Here is an 18,712-nt window from a genome sequence, read left to right as displayed (position 1 = left end):
ACTATATACTATGGCTTCATTGGTTGATAAATTGCACCCTTTGGTGCTGAATGTCGGTTTGGCTGTACACAATGCAGATTGGAACTGGAAAAACGTCAATAGTCCGTTCACGCGCCTGTACTATATAACAGAAGGTACTGCTCAGATACAACTATCGGGAGGTATACAGATTCTGAAACCAAATTATTTGTATTTCATTCCGGCTTTTACTATACATAGCTATATATGCAATTCTTATTTCTGCCATTACTACCTGCATATTTATGAAGAGCATCAATCAGATACAAATTTATTGGATGAGTGGGAATTTCCGGTAGAGATACCTGCCGGTGATTTGGACCTTGCGTTGTTTCAACGCCTGTGTGCGATAAATCCTCATATGAGTTTGCCTAAATCGGACCCTTCTACTTATGATAATAACTCAACGTTGGTGGAGAATCTTCTGAAGAACAAGCAGCGTGCATTATGTGATAAGGTTGAATCACGTGGTATTGTATATCAGTTACTGGCACATTTCCTAAAGCGTGCGCAAGTTAAAGTGGAGACAAAAGACGATCGAATAGAGAAAGCTATTCTTTATATACGTAAACATATCTATGAGGCTATAGACCTGACAACTCTATCTGAGAATTCATGTTTGTCAAAAGATCATTTTATTCGTTTATTCAAAAAAGAAACTGGTGTGACCCCTTCAAAATATATCAATCAGAAGAAAATAGAAAAGGCACAACTCATTCTGGTAACAGATGAGATGTCTGTAAAGAACGTGGCTTTTTCTCTTTCTTTTGATGACTATTCCTACTTTAACCGTTTATTCAAAAAGGTAACGGGACTTACCCCGCAGGAGTATCGGAACTCCTACCATTAATCCGGTTCCGATTCACCATACTTCAACATATACTCTTTAGGGGACATACCAAACTGTTCCTTAAAGGAGTTGGAGAAATGCGACAAATTATTGAACCCAACGGAATAGGCTATATCCGATATATTCATCTTTTTGTTCTTTAGGAGCTTGGCTGCCTGCTGGATGCGAATGCTTCGGATGAAATCTCTGGTACTGAGATTAGTCAGCTCTTTTAATTTCCGGTAGAGATGTACCCGGCTCAGCCCAACGTTTTTAGCTAACATTTCTACATCCAATGTAGGTTCTGCCAGATTATCATTAATGATCTTCATGATTTTCTCCATCAGAATTTCATCCGTAGGTTTTATATTCAGAACTTCCAGTTTTTCTTCCTGCTGCTGCATACCGCTGAATTTATTCCTGAGCAATTTTCGATTGGTGATAAGATTGCTGATAGTCTTTCTAAGGATTTCAACATTGAACGGTTTTACCATATACGCATCGGCACCGATATCCATACCTTCCGCATAATCTTCCAGTTTACCTTTTGCTGTAAGCAGGATGACCGGCACATGATTGATATTTATATTTTGTTTTATCTTTTTGCATAAAGTAATACCGTCCATTTCCGGCATCATAATGTCACTAATAACCAGATCGGGTTTGGTAGAAAGAATTGTATTGAATGCCTCTTTACCGTTATTACAGGTTGTTATCTTGTAGAGATCCTGTAATTGTTCAACCAGATAATTCTGAATTTCCTTTTCGTCTTCTACAATCAGTAGATTGAATTTGGTTTTAGGCTTGCTTGTTGCTTTTTCCATGTCTGCTATTTCTGTCTCAAATTCCAATCTTTCTTTAGTAGATAACAGATGAGTTTTTTCTTCTATATGGGGTAAACTCTCCAGTTCACTTGCTTCCAGATGTGAATTCCCTAACGGCATGCGCACGGTGAAGCGGCTTCCTTTACTATCTGTGCGATTCTCTGCAGTAATAGTACCATGATGAAGAGATACTAGGGAGTGTGTCAGGTGAAGACCTATTCCCGTACCGAGGTTGTTATATGCCGAACCATTATTAATCTGATAGAAACGGTCGAAGATACGCTCTATCTTGTCCTCTTTCAAACCGATGCCTGTATCTTCTATTATGATCTCGAAATACTCTTTGAGTGCCCCATTAACATTACTGTTGCCTTGTTTCAGCGTAATATTGATTTCTCCATTATTAGGGGTATATTTGAATGCATTTGATAACAGATTCATCAATATCTTGTCGAAGTTATTCATATCTATCCAGACTTTTAATGAAGGGGCTTCATGGATGAATGTCAGATGAATGTTCTTTTGTTTGGCGATGTACTCGAATGTCAGGATTAAGTCTTCGATGAAACCTACGATATCTGTTTCTCTGAATTTCATGAACATCTGTCCCTTATCTATTTTCCGCATGTCCATTAACTGGTTTACCAGACGCAGAATGCGTTGGGAATTACGGTAAATCATCAAGTAGGTTTTGTTAAGTTCAGGGTTAAGGTTCTCTGATAGCAATTTTTCAATCGGATTGATGATTAAAGTCATTGGTGTGCGTATCTCATGTGAGATATTTATGAAGAATTGTAATTTAGCTTCACTAATCTCTTCCTGATGCTTACGCTCTGTTGTTTCCTGTCGTTGACGGATACGGTTGAGGATGTATTTAATGATGCCCAACACAATAATTATAAATAGTATAGAATAAATAAGATAGGCCCAGCCGGACAAATACCAGGGTGGAGTAATAACGATATTTATGGTACGTATTTCCGATGTATTACCATGTTCTATGGCGCATACCTGGAAAGTGTATTTTCCATGTGGAAGTTTATTGTAAGTGACTCGATTATTTCCTGTTTCCGTTGTTTGCCATTCTTCTCCTAACTCCTTAATTCTATATTGGTATTTTATCTGCTGAGGGTTATCATATCTTAATGTGGAGAAAACAATGCAGAATGTGTTGTCCTGATGGCTGAGGCGGAAGATGTTAGCATCGATTACGGCGGTTGAAATAATAGGTTTATTACCCGATAAGGTATTCTTGTTAATAGGTTGATTAAAGATAAGGAAGTCTGTGATATAAACATCATTCTTTCTCGGTTGTTCTATAATCTGCTCTGGCATGAAATAAGTGATTCCATCGCTGCCTCCAAAGTATATCTTACCATTCTTCTCCTGAAAGAAGGCTCCGTGAGTAAATTCATTCCCTTGTAGTCCGTCACCTACATAGTAATTGATAAAGCATTCTCTTTTTCTTTCAAACTTACTTATGCCATTGTAAGTGCTAACCCATATATTTTGCTGGCTATCTTCACAAATTGCACAAATAATGTTATTGGGAAGCCCGTCTTCTATGGTATATCTTTGTACCTCTTGTGTCTTATTGTCTATGCAATACAGCCCACTGGATGTACCTGCCCAGATATTTCCTTCTTTATCTTCGAGGAGACTATAACCTGTGCTACGTGGTATAACCTGGTTAGTCCTACTAAAACTGTCTTGCTTGGGGGCATAATATGATATTCCCTGATAACCGCCTATCCATATTAATCCTTTACGATCTGCAAGAAGGATGTTTACCCAGTTATTACTCAGCTCATTTGGCTGTTGTCCTACCCCTTCTTGGCGCGGGACATTGTGTTGCCGGAGTTCTTTTGTATCCAAATTGTAAGTATATAAGCCACTCCCCAATGTAGCAATATACAGATTGCGTTGTCCGTCTTCAATAACATTCATAATCTTTTCGTGCAGAAGCTGGGTAATGTAATTGCATTCACCTGTCTTTTTATTGAGCATAGCCAAACCTTTGGCGTATGCCCCTAACCAGATATTGCCATCTGAATCCTGGAAAATACTTGTAATTGTATTCGATATGGAACTAGATGTATCTCCGGGATAATAATGTCTGACCTGTTTATAATTGGTATCTAACTCAAAGATACCTTCGTTGTCTGCTCCTATCCACAAGTGGTTATCTTTGTCTTTGAAGATGGACATGATGCATCCTGTACCTATCGGATTATTGTGGAGTAGCTTATGCCCAATGTATTCAAATCGCTCCCTGTGTGCAGGTAGGAAAACAATACCTTTTTGGAATATTCCCAGCCATAAGTTTTTATCTTTGTCTTGCAATATGCTATGTACCTTTGCCGTGCCCAGGTTGAATGGCGCGGTATTAACTGGATAATCTTCAATTTGGTGGGTTGCAGGATTGTAGACTTTTATACCTTTTCCATCTGTACCTATCAATAGTTTTCCTTCTGTAAAGGCCAGATGTTTGATAGGCAGATTTTGCTTATTCTCATATGGAATTGGCTGAAATACCTTCTTTTCCCAGTCGTATAAACATAATCCTTTGGTTAGTGTTCCGATAAAGAGATTTCCGTTTTGATCTTCTTTGATGGCCGATATGTTGTTATCTGGAATATCGGGATATTTGAAGTGTTGTATCTCTTCAGATTTTGGGTTAAAGCAAAGGAGCCCTTGTGTTTCTGATATAAACCAGAGATTCCTTCGTGTATCTTCGTAGATAGAACTAAAACTCTTTAAATGGAGTTTCCGGTTGATTTCATCAATAGGTTCTATTCCTTTTTGTGTGAGGTTTATACGAAAAATAGTATCTCCGGTGGTGATTCCCCAGACTTCACCATTATGTAATTCCATGATATTTGTTACATGACGTCCTTCTTTTCCTTCTATTTTTATTAGTTCAAAATCGTCTGTTTCTGGGTGGTATAGCATCAATCCTCCCAGACATCTTATCCATAGATTTCGGTAGCTGTCTTCGAAAACACCTCTTACATGATTATTAATCAGGGAAGTTGAATCATTGTCTATGTGTTTATAATGAGTAAAGTGAGTACCATCGAACTTGTTCAGTCCGAATTCGGTAGATATCCAGATAAAACCTCTTTGGTCTTGATATAGCTGATTGATGAGGCTACTACTGAGTTGACCGTTGGTAGAGTAATAGATTCCCGTTTGTGCTGTCGCTTTTAGCGGAACTACCGGTAACAATAGTATAATGATGATGTACTTGATTATTTTACTGTTCATAGTGTTAGATGAATGAGATATGCAATACAAACTTAGTATAAAAATTGCTGATTTACAAGTGCCTCCAAATAGTCTGATTTCTGTAAAAGTATTGTTTCTCTGCTTGTTTTCCGATGAGAATGTAACCCATATATAAGGTTTTGTAACGTAGCGAAAAGTTATGTACTCTTCATATTATATTTGTGTAACCTCATGACAGCGGTTTCATTTCTTTATAATCTACATTTGCCATATCTGAAAAAGGAATACATGTAATACCTTAAATAATAGGATTGTTTAACTTTTAATTTCGATAATATGAAGACATGAAAAAGCAATTTTACGACCCCACTCGACTTAAATCAACAATTTGTATCACTAATTTAATTAATGGTTTTATGAAAAGCACCAATCATTATTTTAAGCCTTTAGGGCTATTATTATTGTTATGCCTGATACCACTATGTGCGTTCTCACAGAATGTTACAGTGAAGGGCATTGTGAAAGACGCACTCGGTGAATCTGTTATCGGTGCCAGTGTTGTAGAAAAAGGAACTACCAATGGTATTATTACCGGTTTGGATGGAGATTTTACGTTACAGGTAAAAAAGGATGCTGTGCTTGTTATTTCCTTTATAGGATATGTGACACAGGAAATAAAGGCAGGAACTGCCCCATTGAACATTACCTTGCAGGAAGATTCAAAAACTTTGGAAGAAGTAGTTGTCATCGGTTACGGTACGGCAAAGCGTTCTGATGTTACCGGTTCTATTTCTTCTATGCGTGGCGATGACCTTCGGGCAGTACAGACGGGTAACATTTCATCCGCTTTGCAAGGACGTGTTGCCGGTGTAGATATGTCGCAAACCTCTTCAAGACCGGGTGCTTCCATGCAGATACGTGTGCGTGGTACGCGTTCGCTCAATGCCAGTAACGACCCGTTGGTAGTATTGGATGGCATTCCATTTGCCGGTTCGTTATCTGATATTAATCCGAATGACATCAAGAGTCTCGATATTCTGAAAGATGCTTCGTCTACAGCCATTTATGGTTCGCGCGGTGCTAACGGTGTAATTATGGTAACCACTCATAAAGGTTATACTGAACAGAAAGCGCAAATAAGTTATAATGGATATTTTGGTATTAAAGATGCTCAGGAATATCCGATGATGAATGGAAAGGAATTTGCAGCTCTTCGTAAAGCTGCCGGTAAATATACTAACGGTATCGATGAATCGGATGATATGGATACTAACTGGCAGGATTTATTCTATCAGACAGGTATTGTTTCCAGTCACGATGTAAGCGTTTCGGGTGGTGGTAAGGCAAACAACTACAGTTTCGGCTTGGGTTACTATCATGAAGAAGGTGTGGTACCTACACAACAGTATAACCGTCTTTCTTTGCGTGGTTCTCTCGATCAGGAAGTAGGCAAATATATTAAAGTGGGCTTTGTAACTAACAATACCTATAATGTTACCGAGGGTGGAAATATAGGATTGTACGGAACACTGAGTTTATCCCCTCTTGTGAATCCGAAAAATGAAGATGGTACTTGGAAAAGAACCGTCAAGATGGCTACCGACGAACAGTATATTTACCCCAAAGAAGTTCTTGAAGGGATAGAAGACCTTTGGGTTCAGGAAGATAAGGCATTCGGTTCTTATAATAATGTATATGGCGAGGTGAAAATTCCCGGTATAGAAGGTTTAAAGTACCGTGCCAATCTTGGTTTGAACTTTCGTATGAGTAACGGTGGTTCTTTTAAAGGGCAAGGAATCAATGAAGTGAATCCTAATACAACATCTTCTGCTTCCATCAGTAATTCGTTGACTACTAACTGGACGATTGAAAACCTGGTGACTTATGACCGCACCTTTGCCAAAAAACATCGGGTGAATGCAGTAGCCATGTATTCTGCCGAGCAAACTACCTATAATAAATCGGCTGTTTCAGCAAGAGACATTCCTGCCGGTTATTTCCAATACTATAATTTGGGACATGCTAACGGTGAAATTACAGTGAATCCGAGTAATCAGGCTTATCAGCAAACGGGTCTGATGTCATGGATGGGACGTGCTATGTATTCGTATGATGATAAGTATATGGCAAGTGTCACATTTCGTGCTGATGCTTCCTCTCGTTTGGCTCCAGGGCACAAATGGCATACGTATCCAGCCATCTCTCTTGGATGGAACATTGCTAAAGAAGCTTTTTGGAAAGATTTACTTCCCATAGTAGACCAGCTGAAATTGCGTGTAGGATATGGAGAAACTTCCAATCAGTCTGTTGATCCGTATAAAACTCTCGGTCTTCTTTCTACCCGTCCGTATAATTTCGGTCCTGATACTTATGCAACCGGCTATTATGTATCGGAACTTCCTAACACTAACTTGGGGTGGGAATATTCCACTACTTACAACTACGGTCTGGACTTCTCATTCTTGAATCACCGCATTTATGGTACGTTCGAGTACTATGTACAAGATACTAAAGATGTATTACTTAGTGTAAACTTACCTTCTACTGCCGGTGTAGGCAGTTATATGGCAAACATCGGGTCTACGCAAAATAAGGGTTTCGAACTCTCGCTTAACGGTGTAATCCTGGAAAATGTGAATGGCTGGAGTTGGGATATGGGTGTCAATATCTATGCTAACCGCAATAAGCTGAAATCACTAGCTTCGGGTGCTGACCGAGATGAGACTAATTGGTGGTTTAAGGGGCATCCCATTGATGTAATTTATGATTATGAGAAAATCGGACTTTGGCAGGAAAATGAAAAAGAACTGATGGATATTCTGGAACCGGGTGGCAATGCAGGTATGATTAAGGTAAAATATACCGGTGAATACGATGCCAATGGTAAACCTACCCGTAGTATCGGTCCCGATGACAGGCAGATCATTTCATTGGAACCAAAATTCCAGGGTGGCTTCAATACTCGCGTGGCATACAAAGACTTTGACCTGAGCATAGTAGGTGCATTCAAGAGTGGCGGTACCCTTATCAGTACACTTTATTCATCATCAGGTTATCTAAACATGATGACAGGACGACGTGGCAATGTAAAGGTCGATTACTGGACACCGGAAAATACGGGAGCCAAATATCCGAAACCGGGTGGAATAGAACAGAGTGATAATCCGAAGTATGGCAGTACACTGGGCTATTTTGATGCTTCTTATCTGAAGATACGTACTATTACACTGGGATACAATGTTCCTAAGGATTGGCTAAACCGCTTTGGTATAAATAGTCTCCGGGTTTATGCTACAGTACAAAATCCGTTTGTCTTCTTCTCGCCCTACTATGATGAAAGCGGCTGTGACCCCGAACCTAACTCTTATGGTAACGAAAATCAGGCAGTAACTGGAAATCTTAAATCACGCTTACTGATTATAGGTACCAATTCGCCTTCAACGCGTAATTATCTGGTAGGTCTTAATTTAACATTCTAAACCCTCTAAAAAGATATAATATGAAAAAGTTATATACAAAACTCATCTTGGGTGCAGCACTATTCTCGCTCTCCCTGACAGGATGTTCCGATATATTGAATGAACAGCCACGTAGCAGTTATGACCCTACTTTCTTCAAAACCGAGACAGGTGTGATGGGTGGATTGACAGCTATGTATGCCCATTTGCGCCAATTCTACGGACAGTATTATTATGCTGCTTGCCAGATGCCCACCGATGAATATACGTTTGCGTGGAGTGCCGACAATAACTTCAAGGATATTGACTTGACGGAAGGTGTGGGCAATTATGCTGCGAATACAGTACGTTCGGATGCATTGTGGAATGCTGCATTTCCTAATATCAATACTGCAAGCGGTGTGATAGAAAATGGCGCTGAAGCCGGAGTATCGGATGCGCTAATTGCCGAAGCTCGCTTCTTCCGCGCTTTTGACTATTTCCAACTGGTGCAGACTTTTGGTGGAGTACCTTTGGATTTAGGTTCGGGTGAGTTGAAGTTCAATACTACTCCTATGCGTTATTCCATACGTAACACAGTTCCTGAGGTATATACAAAAGCCGTATTCCCTGACCTGAAGTTGGCGATAGAACTTTTACCCGAAACAGGACGTGTAACGGGAGGTGCAACCAAAACTCTGGCACGCCTTATGTTGGCAAAAGCATATCTTACTTATGGTTGGTGGCTTGAAAGCACTATTCCTACCTATCCCGAATGTCCGAGAACTGATCCTGACGGTCATGATAAAGCATGGTATTTCCAGCAGGCATATAATTTGGCCGTAGAGGGTATTGAAAACCCCGGTCCGTTTAAACTGCTTGATTATTACTATGATGTACATCTTGGTTCCAACGACCGCAATGCTGAAGTACTGCTTTATGCTGATCATACGGAGAGTAGCGAATTCTATGACGGACAAAGTCATTCTTATTTTGGTGGTGGTGCCCCGGGTAATCAGATCGTATGGTTTGCTACATGGAATTATACATTGATCCGGAGTACCCAGAAATTATCAGACGGTACATCAAAAGAGGTAGAGTCCGTGCAACGTGAAGCCGCTCAGGCTTATGGTCGTCCATGGAGTTGTATGGCTCCTCCGATTGGCGTATTCCAGAATACTTTTGCCGATAAAACTAATGACTCACGTTACGACGGTACTTTCGTAACTACTTTCCGTGGAAACTGGACAAAAGGCAGTGTGAGTGATAATACGTTGTACAATGCCAATGGTCTGGCAGTACATCCGGGTGATGCTATCCTGACATTCCTTGATGAAGACCCGGCAAATGAAGGGGATATCAATTATGATTCCAGTGCAGCCAAAGCCAGTGCTGTTGCAGCAGGTGTGATGAATGGAAGAAGTGATTATGTTATTGCTCCCAGCCACATTAGCCGTGGCAGGTATCCGAATCTCTGGAAACTGGGTACTTATCGCACCAACAATGGTGACGGACTTGGTGAACCTAATGGGGGTATTACCCGTCCTGTCAACATCGCCTACTTCTCCGAATTGTTCTTTGTTGCAGCCGAGGCAGCTGTGAAAGGTGCTACAACGAAAACTGTTACCGGAACATATGCCAATGATGGAAGTGCAAGGGGGTTGATTAATATTATCCGTGCTCGTGCCGGTAAGTGGCGTTGGGATAATAATGGTAACGTAGCCAAGCAAGAGGATAATAGTGCGACAATGATCAGTCTTACACCAGCTACCATAGATATTAATTATATTCTTGATGAACGCAGCCGTGAATACTTCGGTGAAGGTATGCGTTGGTTGGATTTAGTTCGTACGCAGAAGTTGATAGAATATGCTACTACTTATGAGATAGGTAGCGGAACGAATGATGGTAAACCTATCGGAACAATGAGTGTACCCGGTAGCCACCAAAAACACACTTATACTCGTAATATAAAATCAAATCATTATTTGCGTCCTATTCCTACCGGGCAGCTAAATGCTTTGGAAATGACAGTAGAGGAAAAGGCTGCTTATCAGAATCCGGGATATTGATGGGTATTAGATAGATCATAACCTGTGAAGGTTGCTTGTAAAATGCCGCTTCTCGTACTTACGGAAAGCGGCATTTCTTTACTTAGATGTCTGTATCGATTTCTATGATATAATTTTCTTCAATCCCTTCTACAGTCATATATACTTTCATCTTTCCGGCTTTCCGGGTAGACTGTACAACTACCAGTGCTTTTCCGAAGTAAGTATTCAACTCATTGCCGGCGAATGACTTTTGCCGACGCAAGTCCCCGTTGTCTATCCCGAGGAATTTACCGTCTCCTTCTATCTTTACCGTCACTTTACGATCATCTGTCTGCACCGGATTTCCATCTGAATCTATCAGATTGATAGTGATATGTGAAAGATCTTGTCCGTCAGCCTTTATCTTTGTGCGGTCGGCGTTGATAATAGCGTTGGCTGCATTCTTAGACGTTACCAATTGATAGTGTGCTACTTCTTTGTCACCGTTATAACCTTTAGCCTCCAGTTTACCCGGATTATAAGGTAAATACCATACAATGGTGTTATTGGTAAAGTTGGCTGTTTCCTGTTTTCCCATTAGTTTATCATCCAGATACAGTTCTATACTTTCGCAGTTGGTGGTAGTACGTATCTCCATAACCATTCCCCGATATGATTGTGGGAAATTCCAATGTGCAGCCATTTTAGGCCATTGCCACAGGTCTCTGCCGTGATCAATGTTGAGTGACGGATCTACTACAGCTATCCTAACCATTGGCTCAGGATTCCACATGGCGCGATGATAAGCTGCACGTGGTTTCTCGAACATGCAGATATCAAATAAACCATTAGGCCAACCTTTACTGGGCCATCCCGCCTCACCCAGATAATCTACACCAGACCAGATGAAACCTCCTGCCACGAAATCATTTTCTGCTACTATCTGCCAGGGATTTAGGGGCGTATAACTACGTATTCTGCCTTCTTCACCTCTGAAGTAAGGCAACTCCTCTGAGATTAGGAATATTCTTTCCGGATACTTACGGCGGTCAGATAACATACGTGCTTCCAGATAGTTGTAGCCTATTACATCGGTCACTCCGGCAAAAGCTTCCTGATGTCCGTTCTGGGCAGCCAGCGTAGCCGGACGGCTTGGTTCGAGTTTATGTACAAAGTCTTGTAGCATACGAGCACGCTCCACTCCGGTATTGCTGCTATCCCATGCTTCCTGTACCTCATTGCCAATACTCCAAAGGATGATGCTGGGATGATTTCGATCACGTACTATCATGTCCGTCATATCTTTTTGCCACCATTCATCGAAATATTTTTCATAATAACCTGATTTCCATTTGTCAAAAGCTTCGTCTATAACTACAAAGCCCATGCGGTCACACATATCGAGAAACTCGGGTGAAGGTTGGTTATGGGCGCAGCGGATGGCATTGCAACCGTATTCTTTCAATATTTCGAGGCGACGTTCGTAGGAACGATCTGGTACGGCAGTTCCCAGACTTCCGGCATCCTGGTGCAAGCACATACCTTTTAACTTCACATGTTTATCATTGAGGAAAAAGCCCTCGTCTTTGTCGAAGCGGAAGGTGCGGATGCCAAACGGGGTAGTATAGACGTCAGTTACTTTACTACCGATTTTCACGGTGGTTTCCATCTGGTACATATTGGGTTCTTCGATACTCCAACGTTGAGGAGAAGACAATGAAAAATTCTGTGTCAGGTCTGCTGTGGTTCCGGCATTTATCACGATTTGGGAACTGTTACTTTTCGTAACCTGTCTGCCGGTTGCATCAAATACACGTTGCAGAACTGTTATTGTTTGTTCCTTTTCTGTTTTATTGGAAAGAGTTGTCACGATATGTATTTCCGCTTTCTCATTATTGATTTCAGGTATTGTAATGTAGGTACCATAAGTCGCCACATGCACAGGATTCACAGCCTGAAGCCAGACGTGACGATAGATACCAGCTCCCGAGTACCAGCGTGGTCTTCCGCCTGTCGTATTTACTCTTACAGCAATGGTATTCTCCTTATCGTAATGGATGTAAGGTGTCATATCGTATTCGATACTGCAGAAGCCATAAGGACGGTATCCTAAGTGTTGTCCGTTTATGTATACATCACTTTGCTGGAATATACCATCGAAGAGGATGGATACGTGGCGTCCCTGATAGGAAGAAGGAACTTTGAATGTTTTGCGGTACCAGCCGATCCCTTCCGGAAGATAGGCTGCGGAACCGCCTGCCTTTATATCGAATTCTTGCTTGATGTTCCAGTCGTGTGGCAACTGGATATCTTCCCAACTGGCATCTGCATAATCAGGTTTTGCATATTCAGGATTATCACTTAAGGTGAATTTCCAGTCAAAATCAAAACAGTCTTTGATGTGTACCTGCTTCTGTGCAACGATATGAGTTGTCCAGATGAGCAGGGCAAGCATTAATAATTTCTTTTTCATGGTTCTTGTTATTAATTTAATGATTACTACTTCTATTGGACAAAAATAATGATTTTGAAGCAAGGAGCTTTGCAAGTACGTTTCTGTATCATTTCTTGGTGTTACAATTTGAAAAGGATTGGTTACATAAACTTTTCCTGATATTACATTGACTTGAGAGAGGGCTTATTACTTTGTTCTATGAAACAAAAAGAAGAATCTGCTTCCTTTTCATACACAGGGAAAGCAGATTCTTCTTTTCTATCAGGATAACAGAGACTGGGTCTCTTTGCATTACTTATGTACCGAGAATTTATAGATGCATTGGCTTTGGTACTTTTCTCCCGGTCTTAACACTGCCGACGGCCATTCCGGCTTATTAGGCGTATCGGGATATTTATCCGTCTCCAGGCAAACTGCTGCACGGAAGTTATAAACAATGCCTTTCTTACCGGTCAGAGTACCATCCAGGAAGTTTCCGCAATATACCTGTATGCCAGGTTCATTGGTATAAACATCCAGAACGATACCGGTTTTGGGTGATTCAAGAGTAGCACATACCTTAGTTACATCTCCTTGAGTGTTCAGTACCCAGTTATGGTCTATTCCGTTTCCATTCTTCAGCTGTTCAAACTCCTGATTGATATTTGCACCGATTGCTGTAGGCTTTCTGAAATCCATGGGAGTTCCTTCTACCGTTGCAATCTCGCCTGTTGTCATGAAAGTGCTGTCTACCGGGGTATAGTTATCGGCGTTCAGTGTCAACAGATAGGCAGAGTTGTCAGTTGTGGGATCACCATCCAGATTGAAGTAAGAATGATTGGTCATATTGACAATAGTCGGCTTATCCGTTTCGGCTTCATATTGAATATCGATGGCGTTATCATCCGTCAACTTCATAGTAACCGTACATTGTAGATTGCCGGGAAATCCTTCTTCTCCGTCCTTTGCCAGATAAGTCAGTTGTACCTCTTGATCGTTCTTTTGTACCCCTTTGTATACACGGTACTGGAAACCTTTCGGCCCACCATGCAGACAATGGCCATAGTTATTTTGTGGCAACTGGTACTCCACACCGTCCAGTGTGAAGCGTCCTTGGTTGATGCGGTTGGCATATCGTCCAATGCTTGCTCCGAAGTCAGACGGATATTTGATATAGTCCTGTATAGAATCGAATCCCAAAACCACATCCTTCATGTTACCATCTTTATCGGGAACCATGACCGATACAATACGGCCTCCGAAATTAGTGATACAAACTTCCATGTTGTTCTTGTTCTTCAACACAAACAGGTCTGTCTTTTCACCATTGACTTCTGTCTGGAAATCGCTTCGCTTCAATCCGGATTCAGTCAGTTCTTCTTTTGTTGTTGCGGTACATCCAATCATCAGGATGGCACATACCAAAATCATCAGTTTATTCATATTCTATTAATTAGATTGCTTTTTGTAACGGAAGAAATCAACATCCACATATCCACCAGCAGCCTTCGTGGCATAATTGAATATAGCGAATTTATTACCAGTGAAGTGCGCCATACTGAATATCATGTGGAATTTGTCGCCTATCGGAGTCCAATTAGTGTCATCCAGACTGTAGGAGAACTGAGCGTAGTCTGTAGTAAAATCACACTCCATTTTCAGAAAGACAATATCCTGATTCAGTTCACGCCGTGCTTTTTCTACATTGCGGTCGGTCATCACCAGATACTTTTTCCCATACTCTTTCACAACAGAGAGGATTCCCGGTTCAGAACAGAATGCTGCCAATCCTGCATGGTCACCATCGTTCATGAAGGTGAGGTCTAAGGAGATGACACCACTACATTTGGGACCCTCCGTACGTTGCGTCAGTGTGTTGCGGGCTTCGAAGAGGTTCTTTACCACCTTTCCGGTTTTCAGTCTCAGATAGCCCGGGCGTTCGGTGAGGGTCCATAGCAAATTATCCGGATTATGATTCCATTGCCAGGTCAGTCCCAGCTTGGGAGCCTCGTCGAAGTTGTCGCTGACTACCAGTTCCGTCTTTTCATCATGTCCTTGTACGGGTACTTTCATAACCGGAGGCACTTTGCCATTTTCGTCCCCCAGCATGGGCCAACCATTTTCCCAGCGGCAAGGCATCAGCACAGGCACACGGCCTACGGCTTCGTGGTCCTGGAACAACATAGCATACCATTCACCTGCTTCTGTATCGATGAAGCATCCTTGTGCTACACCGTGATTAGCATATCCGAGGTCGTCCGAAAGGATTGTTTTCATCTCGTAAGGTCCGGCCACTTTGTCGGAACGGAAGCAGAGTTGTGTGCGTATGCCGCCTTCCGGCCACCAAATAAGAGTGAGGTAATATTTACCGTCGAATTTATAAAAGTGTGTACCTTCGAGCAAGCCTCTCGGTTCGCCGGGGATGACTTCTACTTGTAGGCCGTTAGGATTGATTCCAGACAAATCCTTATTGAATTCAATAATGCGGATGTGGCGTGCACCATAAGCCAGATAAATGCGTCCATCGTCGTCGAACAACATGGAAGCATCGTGCAGATACTCATCAATCACAAGCTTCTGCTCCCATTTTCCTGCCGGATCTTTTGCTGTATAAATGTAGGATTTGTTTCCTGTACCGAAGAATACATAGAAAAGCCCGTTGTGATAGCGTAAGGAAGCAGCCCATTGTCCGCGGCTGTAGATATTACCGCCTTCCAGATCATTGTATGGGCTCTCTTTGAGTTCATCAAACACATAGCTGATGATTTTCCAGTTAACCATGTCTTTGGAGTGCATGATAGGCGCTCCGGGTGACATGTGTGCGGTAGTGCTAATCATATAGTAATCACTACCTACGCGTATAACGTCAACATCCGGTACATCAGCATAGATGACCGGATTGGTGAAAGTTGTTTCTTCCTCAGCTGCTTGCTTGCCGGCATTCGTACAGCCGGCAAGGAGAAACAGCACAAGGCAACTTATCCATAAAGATGCTTTGTTCATTATTGTTTGTTGATTTCAGAGTTTCAGTTTAATCATTTAACCTTTGTCCCTGACGGTTTTTTCAACCGCATCGTCTTTGGATAAGGTGTACCTAATACAGGGTAATCGTCAGCTTTCCATTCTATCTTCTGAGCACGGGGAGATCTTGTATCGCCCATACCCGGAGGATCTACCTGAGTGTCGCGAGCATGATACAGGATATACCATTCTTTGCCATCAGGTGATTTGAAGAAGCTGTTGTGTCCTGTACCATATACTCCATTTTCAGGAGACTGGCGGAACAGAGGCTGGGGAGCTTTCTTCCAGGATGCCGGATCCAACAAGTCTGCATTCGTATCTGCTGTCAGCATGCCCAAGGCATAATACGGAGTCCATACACCGCTTGCCGAATAAGCAACGTGAATATATTTACCCTTTGGGCTCTTCAACGGTTGAGGCCCTTCATTCACAAATACTTTGTGTGGAGGATTCCAACCGGTTTCGTTAATGTAGTGGCGTTCCCATTCCAGTTCCGGTTTAGAGATCAGGACTCTTTCGGAACCTAGTGTCCAGGGATTCTTCATCTCGGCAATGTAGATACATTGAGTTTCGGTATCCACACGACGGGTTTGCCAACCGGACCAAACCATGTATAACTTGCCTTTGTTTTCGAATACTGATCCATCAATAGCCCAGTTGTTATCTTTATCTGTACTGATGCGGCCTTTCATCACGAACTCTCCCTTGAACGGATCTTTGTTTGTATTTTCCAGTACATACATCTGGTGATTGTCGGAGTTACCGTCATCGGCTGCATAATAGATGTACCACTTTCCATCAATATTGTGAATCTCGGGTGCCCACAGATTATGCTTATTAGACGGGTCTGTCGGAATCCAGATTGTTTTCTTCTCTGCATTACGAATGTCGGTTACATCCTGCGTCTTCCACAACACAAGGCTGTCGACCATTGTATGCATGTAATAGTAGGAACCATCGTGCCAGATAGCCCAGGGATCCGGACCATAATTGCATAACGGATTGGTATAAGTGCCTTCCAGATCTTCAGGATTCTTACTGAAGATACTGTGAATAAGTTTCGTATCAAACTTAGGAGTACGGTCATAGTAATAAATACCGTTTTGTTCCTGTTCTACATCCGTCAGCTGAGTATAGCAATATCCCCAAACTTGATCTTTCAATTCAAGAATGCCATTCATCTGACCTTCCAGACGTTCCAGGAATTCCTTTTCAGTCTTCGGCGGTGTGCCGTAACCCCATGATTGTGTGCTTGAGTTAGTCTTATCTTGGTCTTTCACCCATTTAATACCCCCTACTTCATCAATCAGATATGGCATTTTTCCATCATATACGGGGAAGTCATATACTGCATTCTGGCGTAAACCGTTGAAACCAATATTGGCTGCAGGTACTCCAATCTTATAGTTGGGAGCCTGGAAGAATTTACCATCTTTGTAGATGATATCTTTCAGCTTGGCAGGATCCTGTTCATAGTTGTGTACAGTCCATATATCTGTCTTGATGTGGCAACCACCGCTGGCATAGTTCACCGGGCGGGTAGGGTCGAGTGACTTCGTCAGATTGTATAAATCGGTCGTAAAACGTGGGTACTGAACCAAATCAGGCCACCATTCTTCATTCATCGGTGTCCAGATCAATAGAGAAGGATGGTTCCGGTCACGAAGTACCAGTTCCGACCATTCAACCAGGAAATTGCGTGCCACCTCTATGTTATTGGCATCCATACCCCAGCTTGGAGCCTCTCCCCAAGTGATGTAACCCAGTTTATCCGCCCAATAATAGAAGCGTTCTTCGAATGCCTTCTGATGCAGGCGTGCTCCGTTGAAGCCGGCAGCCATTGATAACTCGATGTCGCGTTTCAATGCTTCATCGGTAGGAGCTGTCCAGATGCCATCGGGATAGAAACCCTGATCCAGTACCAGACGTTGATAGTAAGGTTTGTTATTCAGATAAATCTTATTTCCTTCAATATGCACTTTGCGCATACCTATGTAGGATGATACTTCATCGATAACCTTTCCTGCCGGATCGATCATCTGATAAGTAATGTCGTATAGGAAAGGTGATTCCGGTGACCAGAGTTTGGCTTTCTTTACCGGAAGTACGGCTACAGAACTGTTAGTACCTTTCACTGTGGCAGCAGCAACGATTTTATTACCATCTTTCAATGTAATTTTCAGCTTGTTGTTACTATCACTGTAGAATGTAGGCCATACGACCAATTGTTCCTGATCGACGTCTGCAACGGCTTGTACGGATTTTAAGCCGGAAGGATTGACTGCTTCCATCCATACAGTCTGCCAGATACCTGTAGTACGGGTATAGTTACAGCCGTAAGAACCAAATTGCAGGCTCTGCTTACCGGCACTTTGCATGCCCGAACGCAAGTCACTGGATGCACGTACTACCAGGTGGTGTACCTTACCCGGAGTCACCAACTTGGTGATATCGATGCTGAAAGAAGAACTACCACCGAAGTGGCGTCCTGCCAAAGCTCCGTCAATGTAAATCTCCGAATTGTAGTAGACTGCTCCGAAATTCAGCAATACATTCTTGCCGCTCCAATCCTGCGGAATACTTATCTCCCGGTGATACCAGATATGATTGATAAAGTCCTTATGTCCTACACCGGATAAACTACTTTCCGGACAGAAAGGTACTGTTATCTTTCCTGAGAAGGAAGTAGCTTTGTGATACTCCTGCTCCATACCCGAATTGGCAAAATCGAATGTGTAATCCCATTCACCGTTCAAATTCACCCATGCCGTCCGTTCAAACTGAGGGCGGGGATATTCCTTGCGCGGAACATCTGCGGCATTTGTCTGAAATGCCATGCCGGCAGCCAATACGGCTGCAATCAAGATTTTCTTTAATTCCATAATTAT

General features: G+C 42.1%; 8 protein-coding genes. 3 read left to right on the top strand and 5 right to left on the bottom strand.

Annotated features, from left to right (window positions below):
• Nucleotides 1-10 precede the first annotated feature (10 nt).
• A complete protein-coding gene (locus DWW10_RS09190; protein ID WP_022393034.1) occupies nucleotides 11-868 on the top strand; it encodes a helix-turn-helix domain-containing protein in 858 nt (285 codons plus the stop codon).
• Here the strand turns inward: DWW10_RS09190 and DWW10_RS09185 are convergent.
• On the bottom strand, nucleotides 865-4,938 hold the full coding sequence (locus DWW10_RS09185; RefSeq protein WP_022393033.1) for a hybrid sensor histidine kinase/response regulator transcription factor: 4,074 nt from the start codon (nucleotides 4,936-4,938) through the stop codon (nucleotides 865-867). The genes DWW10_RS09190 and DWW10_RS09185 overlap by 4 nt on opposite strands.
• Nucleotides 4,939-5,315: 377 nt before the next feature.
• Here DWW10_RS09185 and DWW10_RS09180 point away from each other — a divergent pair, with 377 nt between their 5' ends.
• Together DWW10_RS09180 and DWW10_RS09175 are read left to right on the top strand one after the other, a co-directional pair.
• The gene (locus tag DWW10_RS09180; protein ID WP_022393032.1) at nucleotides 5,316-8,378 is read left to right on the top strand and encodes a SusC/RagA family TonB-linked outer membrane protein; all 3,063 of its coding nucleotides are present in this window, start codon (nucleotides 5,316-5,318) and stop codon (nucleotides 8,376-8,378) included.
• A 20-nt stretch (nucleotides 8,379-8,398) separates the two neighbouring features.
• On the top strand, nucleotides 8,399-10,408 hold the full coding sequence (locus DWW10_RS09175; RefSeq protein ID WP_022393031.1) for a RagB/SusD family nutrient uptake outer membrane protein: 2,010 nt from the start codon (nucleotides 8,399-8,401) through the stop codon (nucleotides 10,406-10,408).
• An 82-nt stretch (nucleotides 10,409-10,490) separates the two neighbouring features.
• On the opposite strand, the gene DWW10_RS09170 is transcribed toward DWW10_RS09175, so the two are convergent.
• The 4 genes from DWW10_RS09170 to DWW10_RS09155 form a co-directional block, all read right to left on the bottom strand.
• Nucleotides 10,491-12,842 carry a glycoside hydrolase family 2 TIM barrel-domain containing protein gene (locus DWW10_RS09170; RefSeq protein WP_022393030.1) on the bottom strand — a complete coding sequence of 784 codons (2,352 nt, stop codon included), beginning with the start codon at nucleotides 12,840-12,842 and terminating at the stop codon, nucleotides 10,491-10,493.
• Between the two features lie 273 nt (nucleotides 12,843-13,115).
• The gene (locus DWW10_RS09165; protein WP_022393029.1) at nucleotides 13,116-14,246 is read right to left on the bottom strand and encodes an aldose epimerase family protein; all 1,131 of its coding nucleotides are present in this window, start codon (nucleotides 14,244-14,246) and stop codon (nucleotides 13,116-13,118) included.
• Nucleotides 14,247-14,252: 6 nt separating this feature from the next.
• On the bottom strand, nucleotides 14,253-15,806 hold the full coding sequence (locus DWW10_RS09160) for a glycoside hydrolase family 43 protein (RefSeq protein WP_022393028.1): 1,554 nt from the start codon (nucleotides 15,804-15,806) through the stop codon (nucleotides 14,253-14,255).
• 32 nt (nucleotides 15,807-15,838) lie between these two features.
• A complete protein-coding gene (locus DWW10_RS09155) occupies nucleotides 15,839-18,706 on the bottom strand; it encodes a family 43 glycosylhydrolase (protein ID WP_118487027.1) in 2,868 nt (955 codons plus the stop codon).
• Between the last annotated feature and the right edge of the window lie 6 nt (nucleotides 18,707-18,712).

It is taken from the genome of Bacteroides intestinalis (assembly GCF_003464595.1).
GTDB lineage: Bacteria > Bacteroidota > Bacteroidia > Bacteroidales > Bacteroidaceae > Bacteroides > Bacteroides intestinalis_A.
The sequence above is the reverse complement of the archived record's forward strand: the minus strand, read 5'-3'. Positions and strand labels throughout refer to the sequence as shown.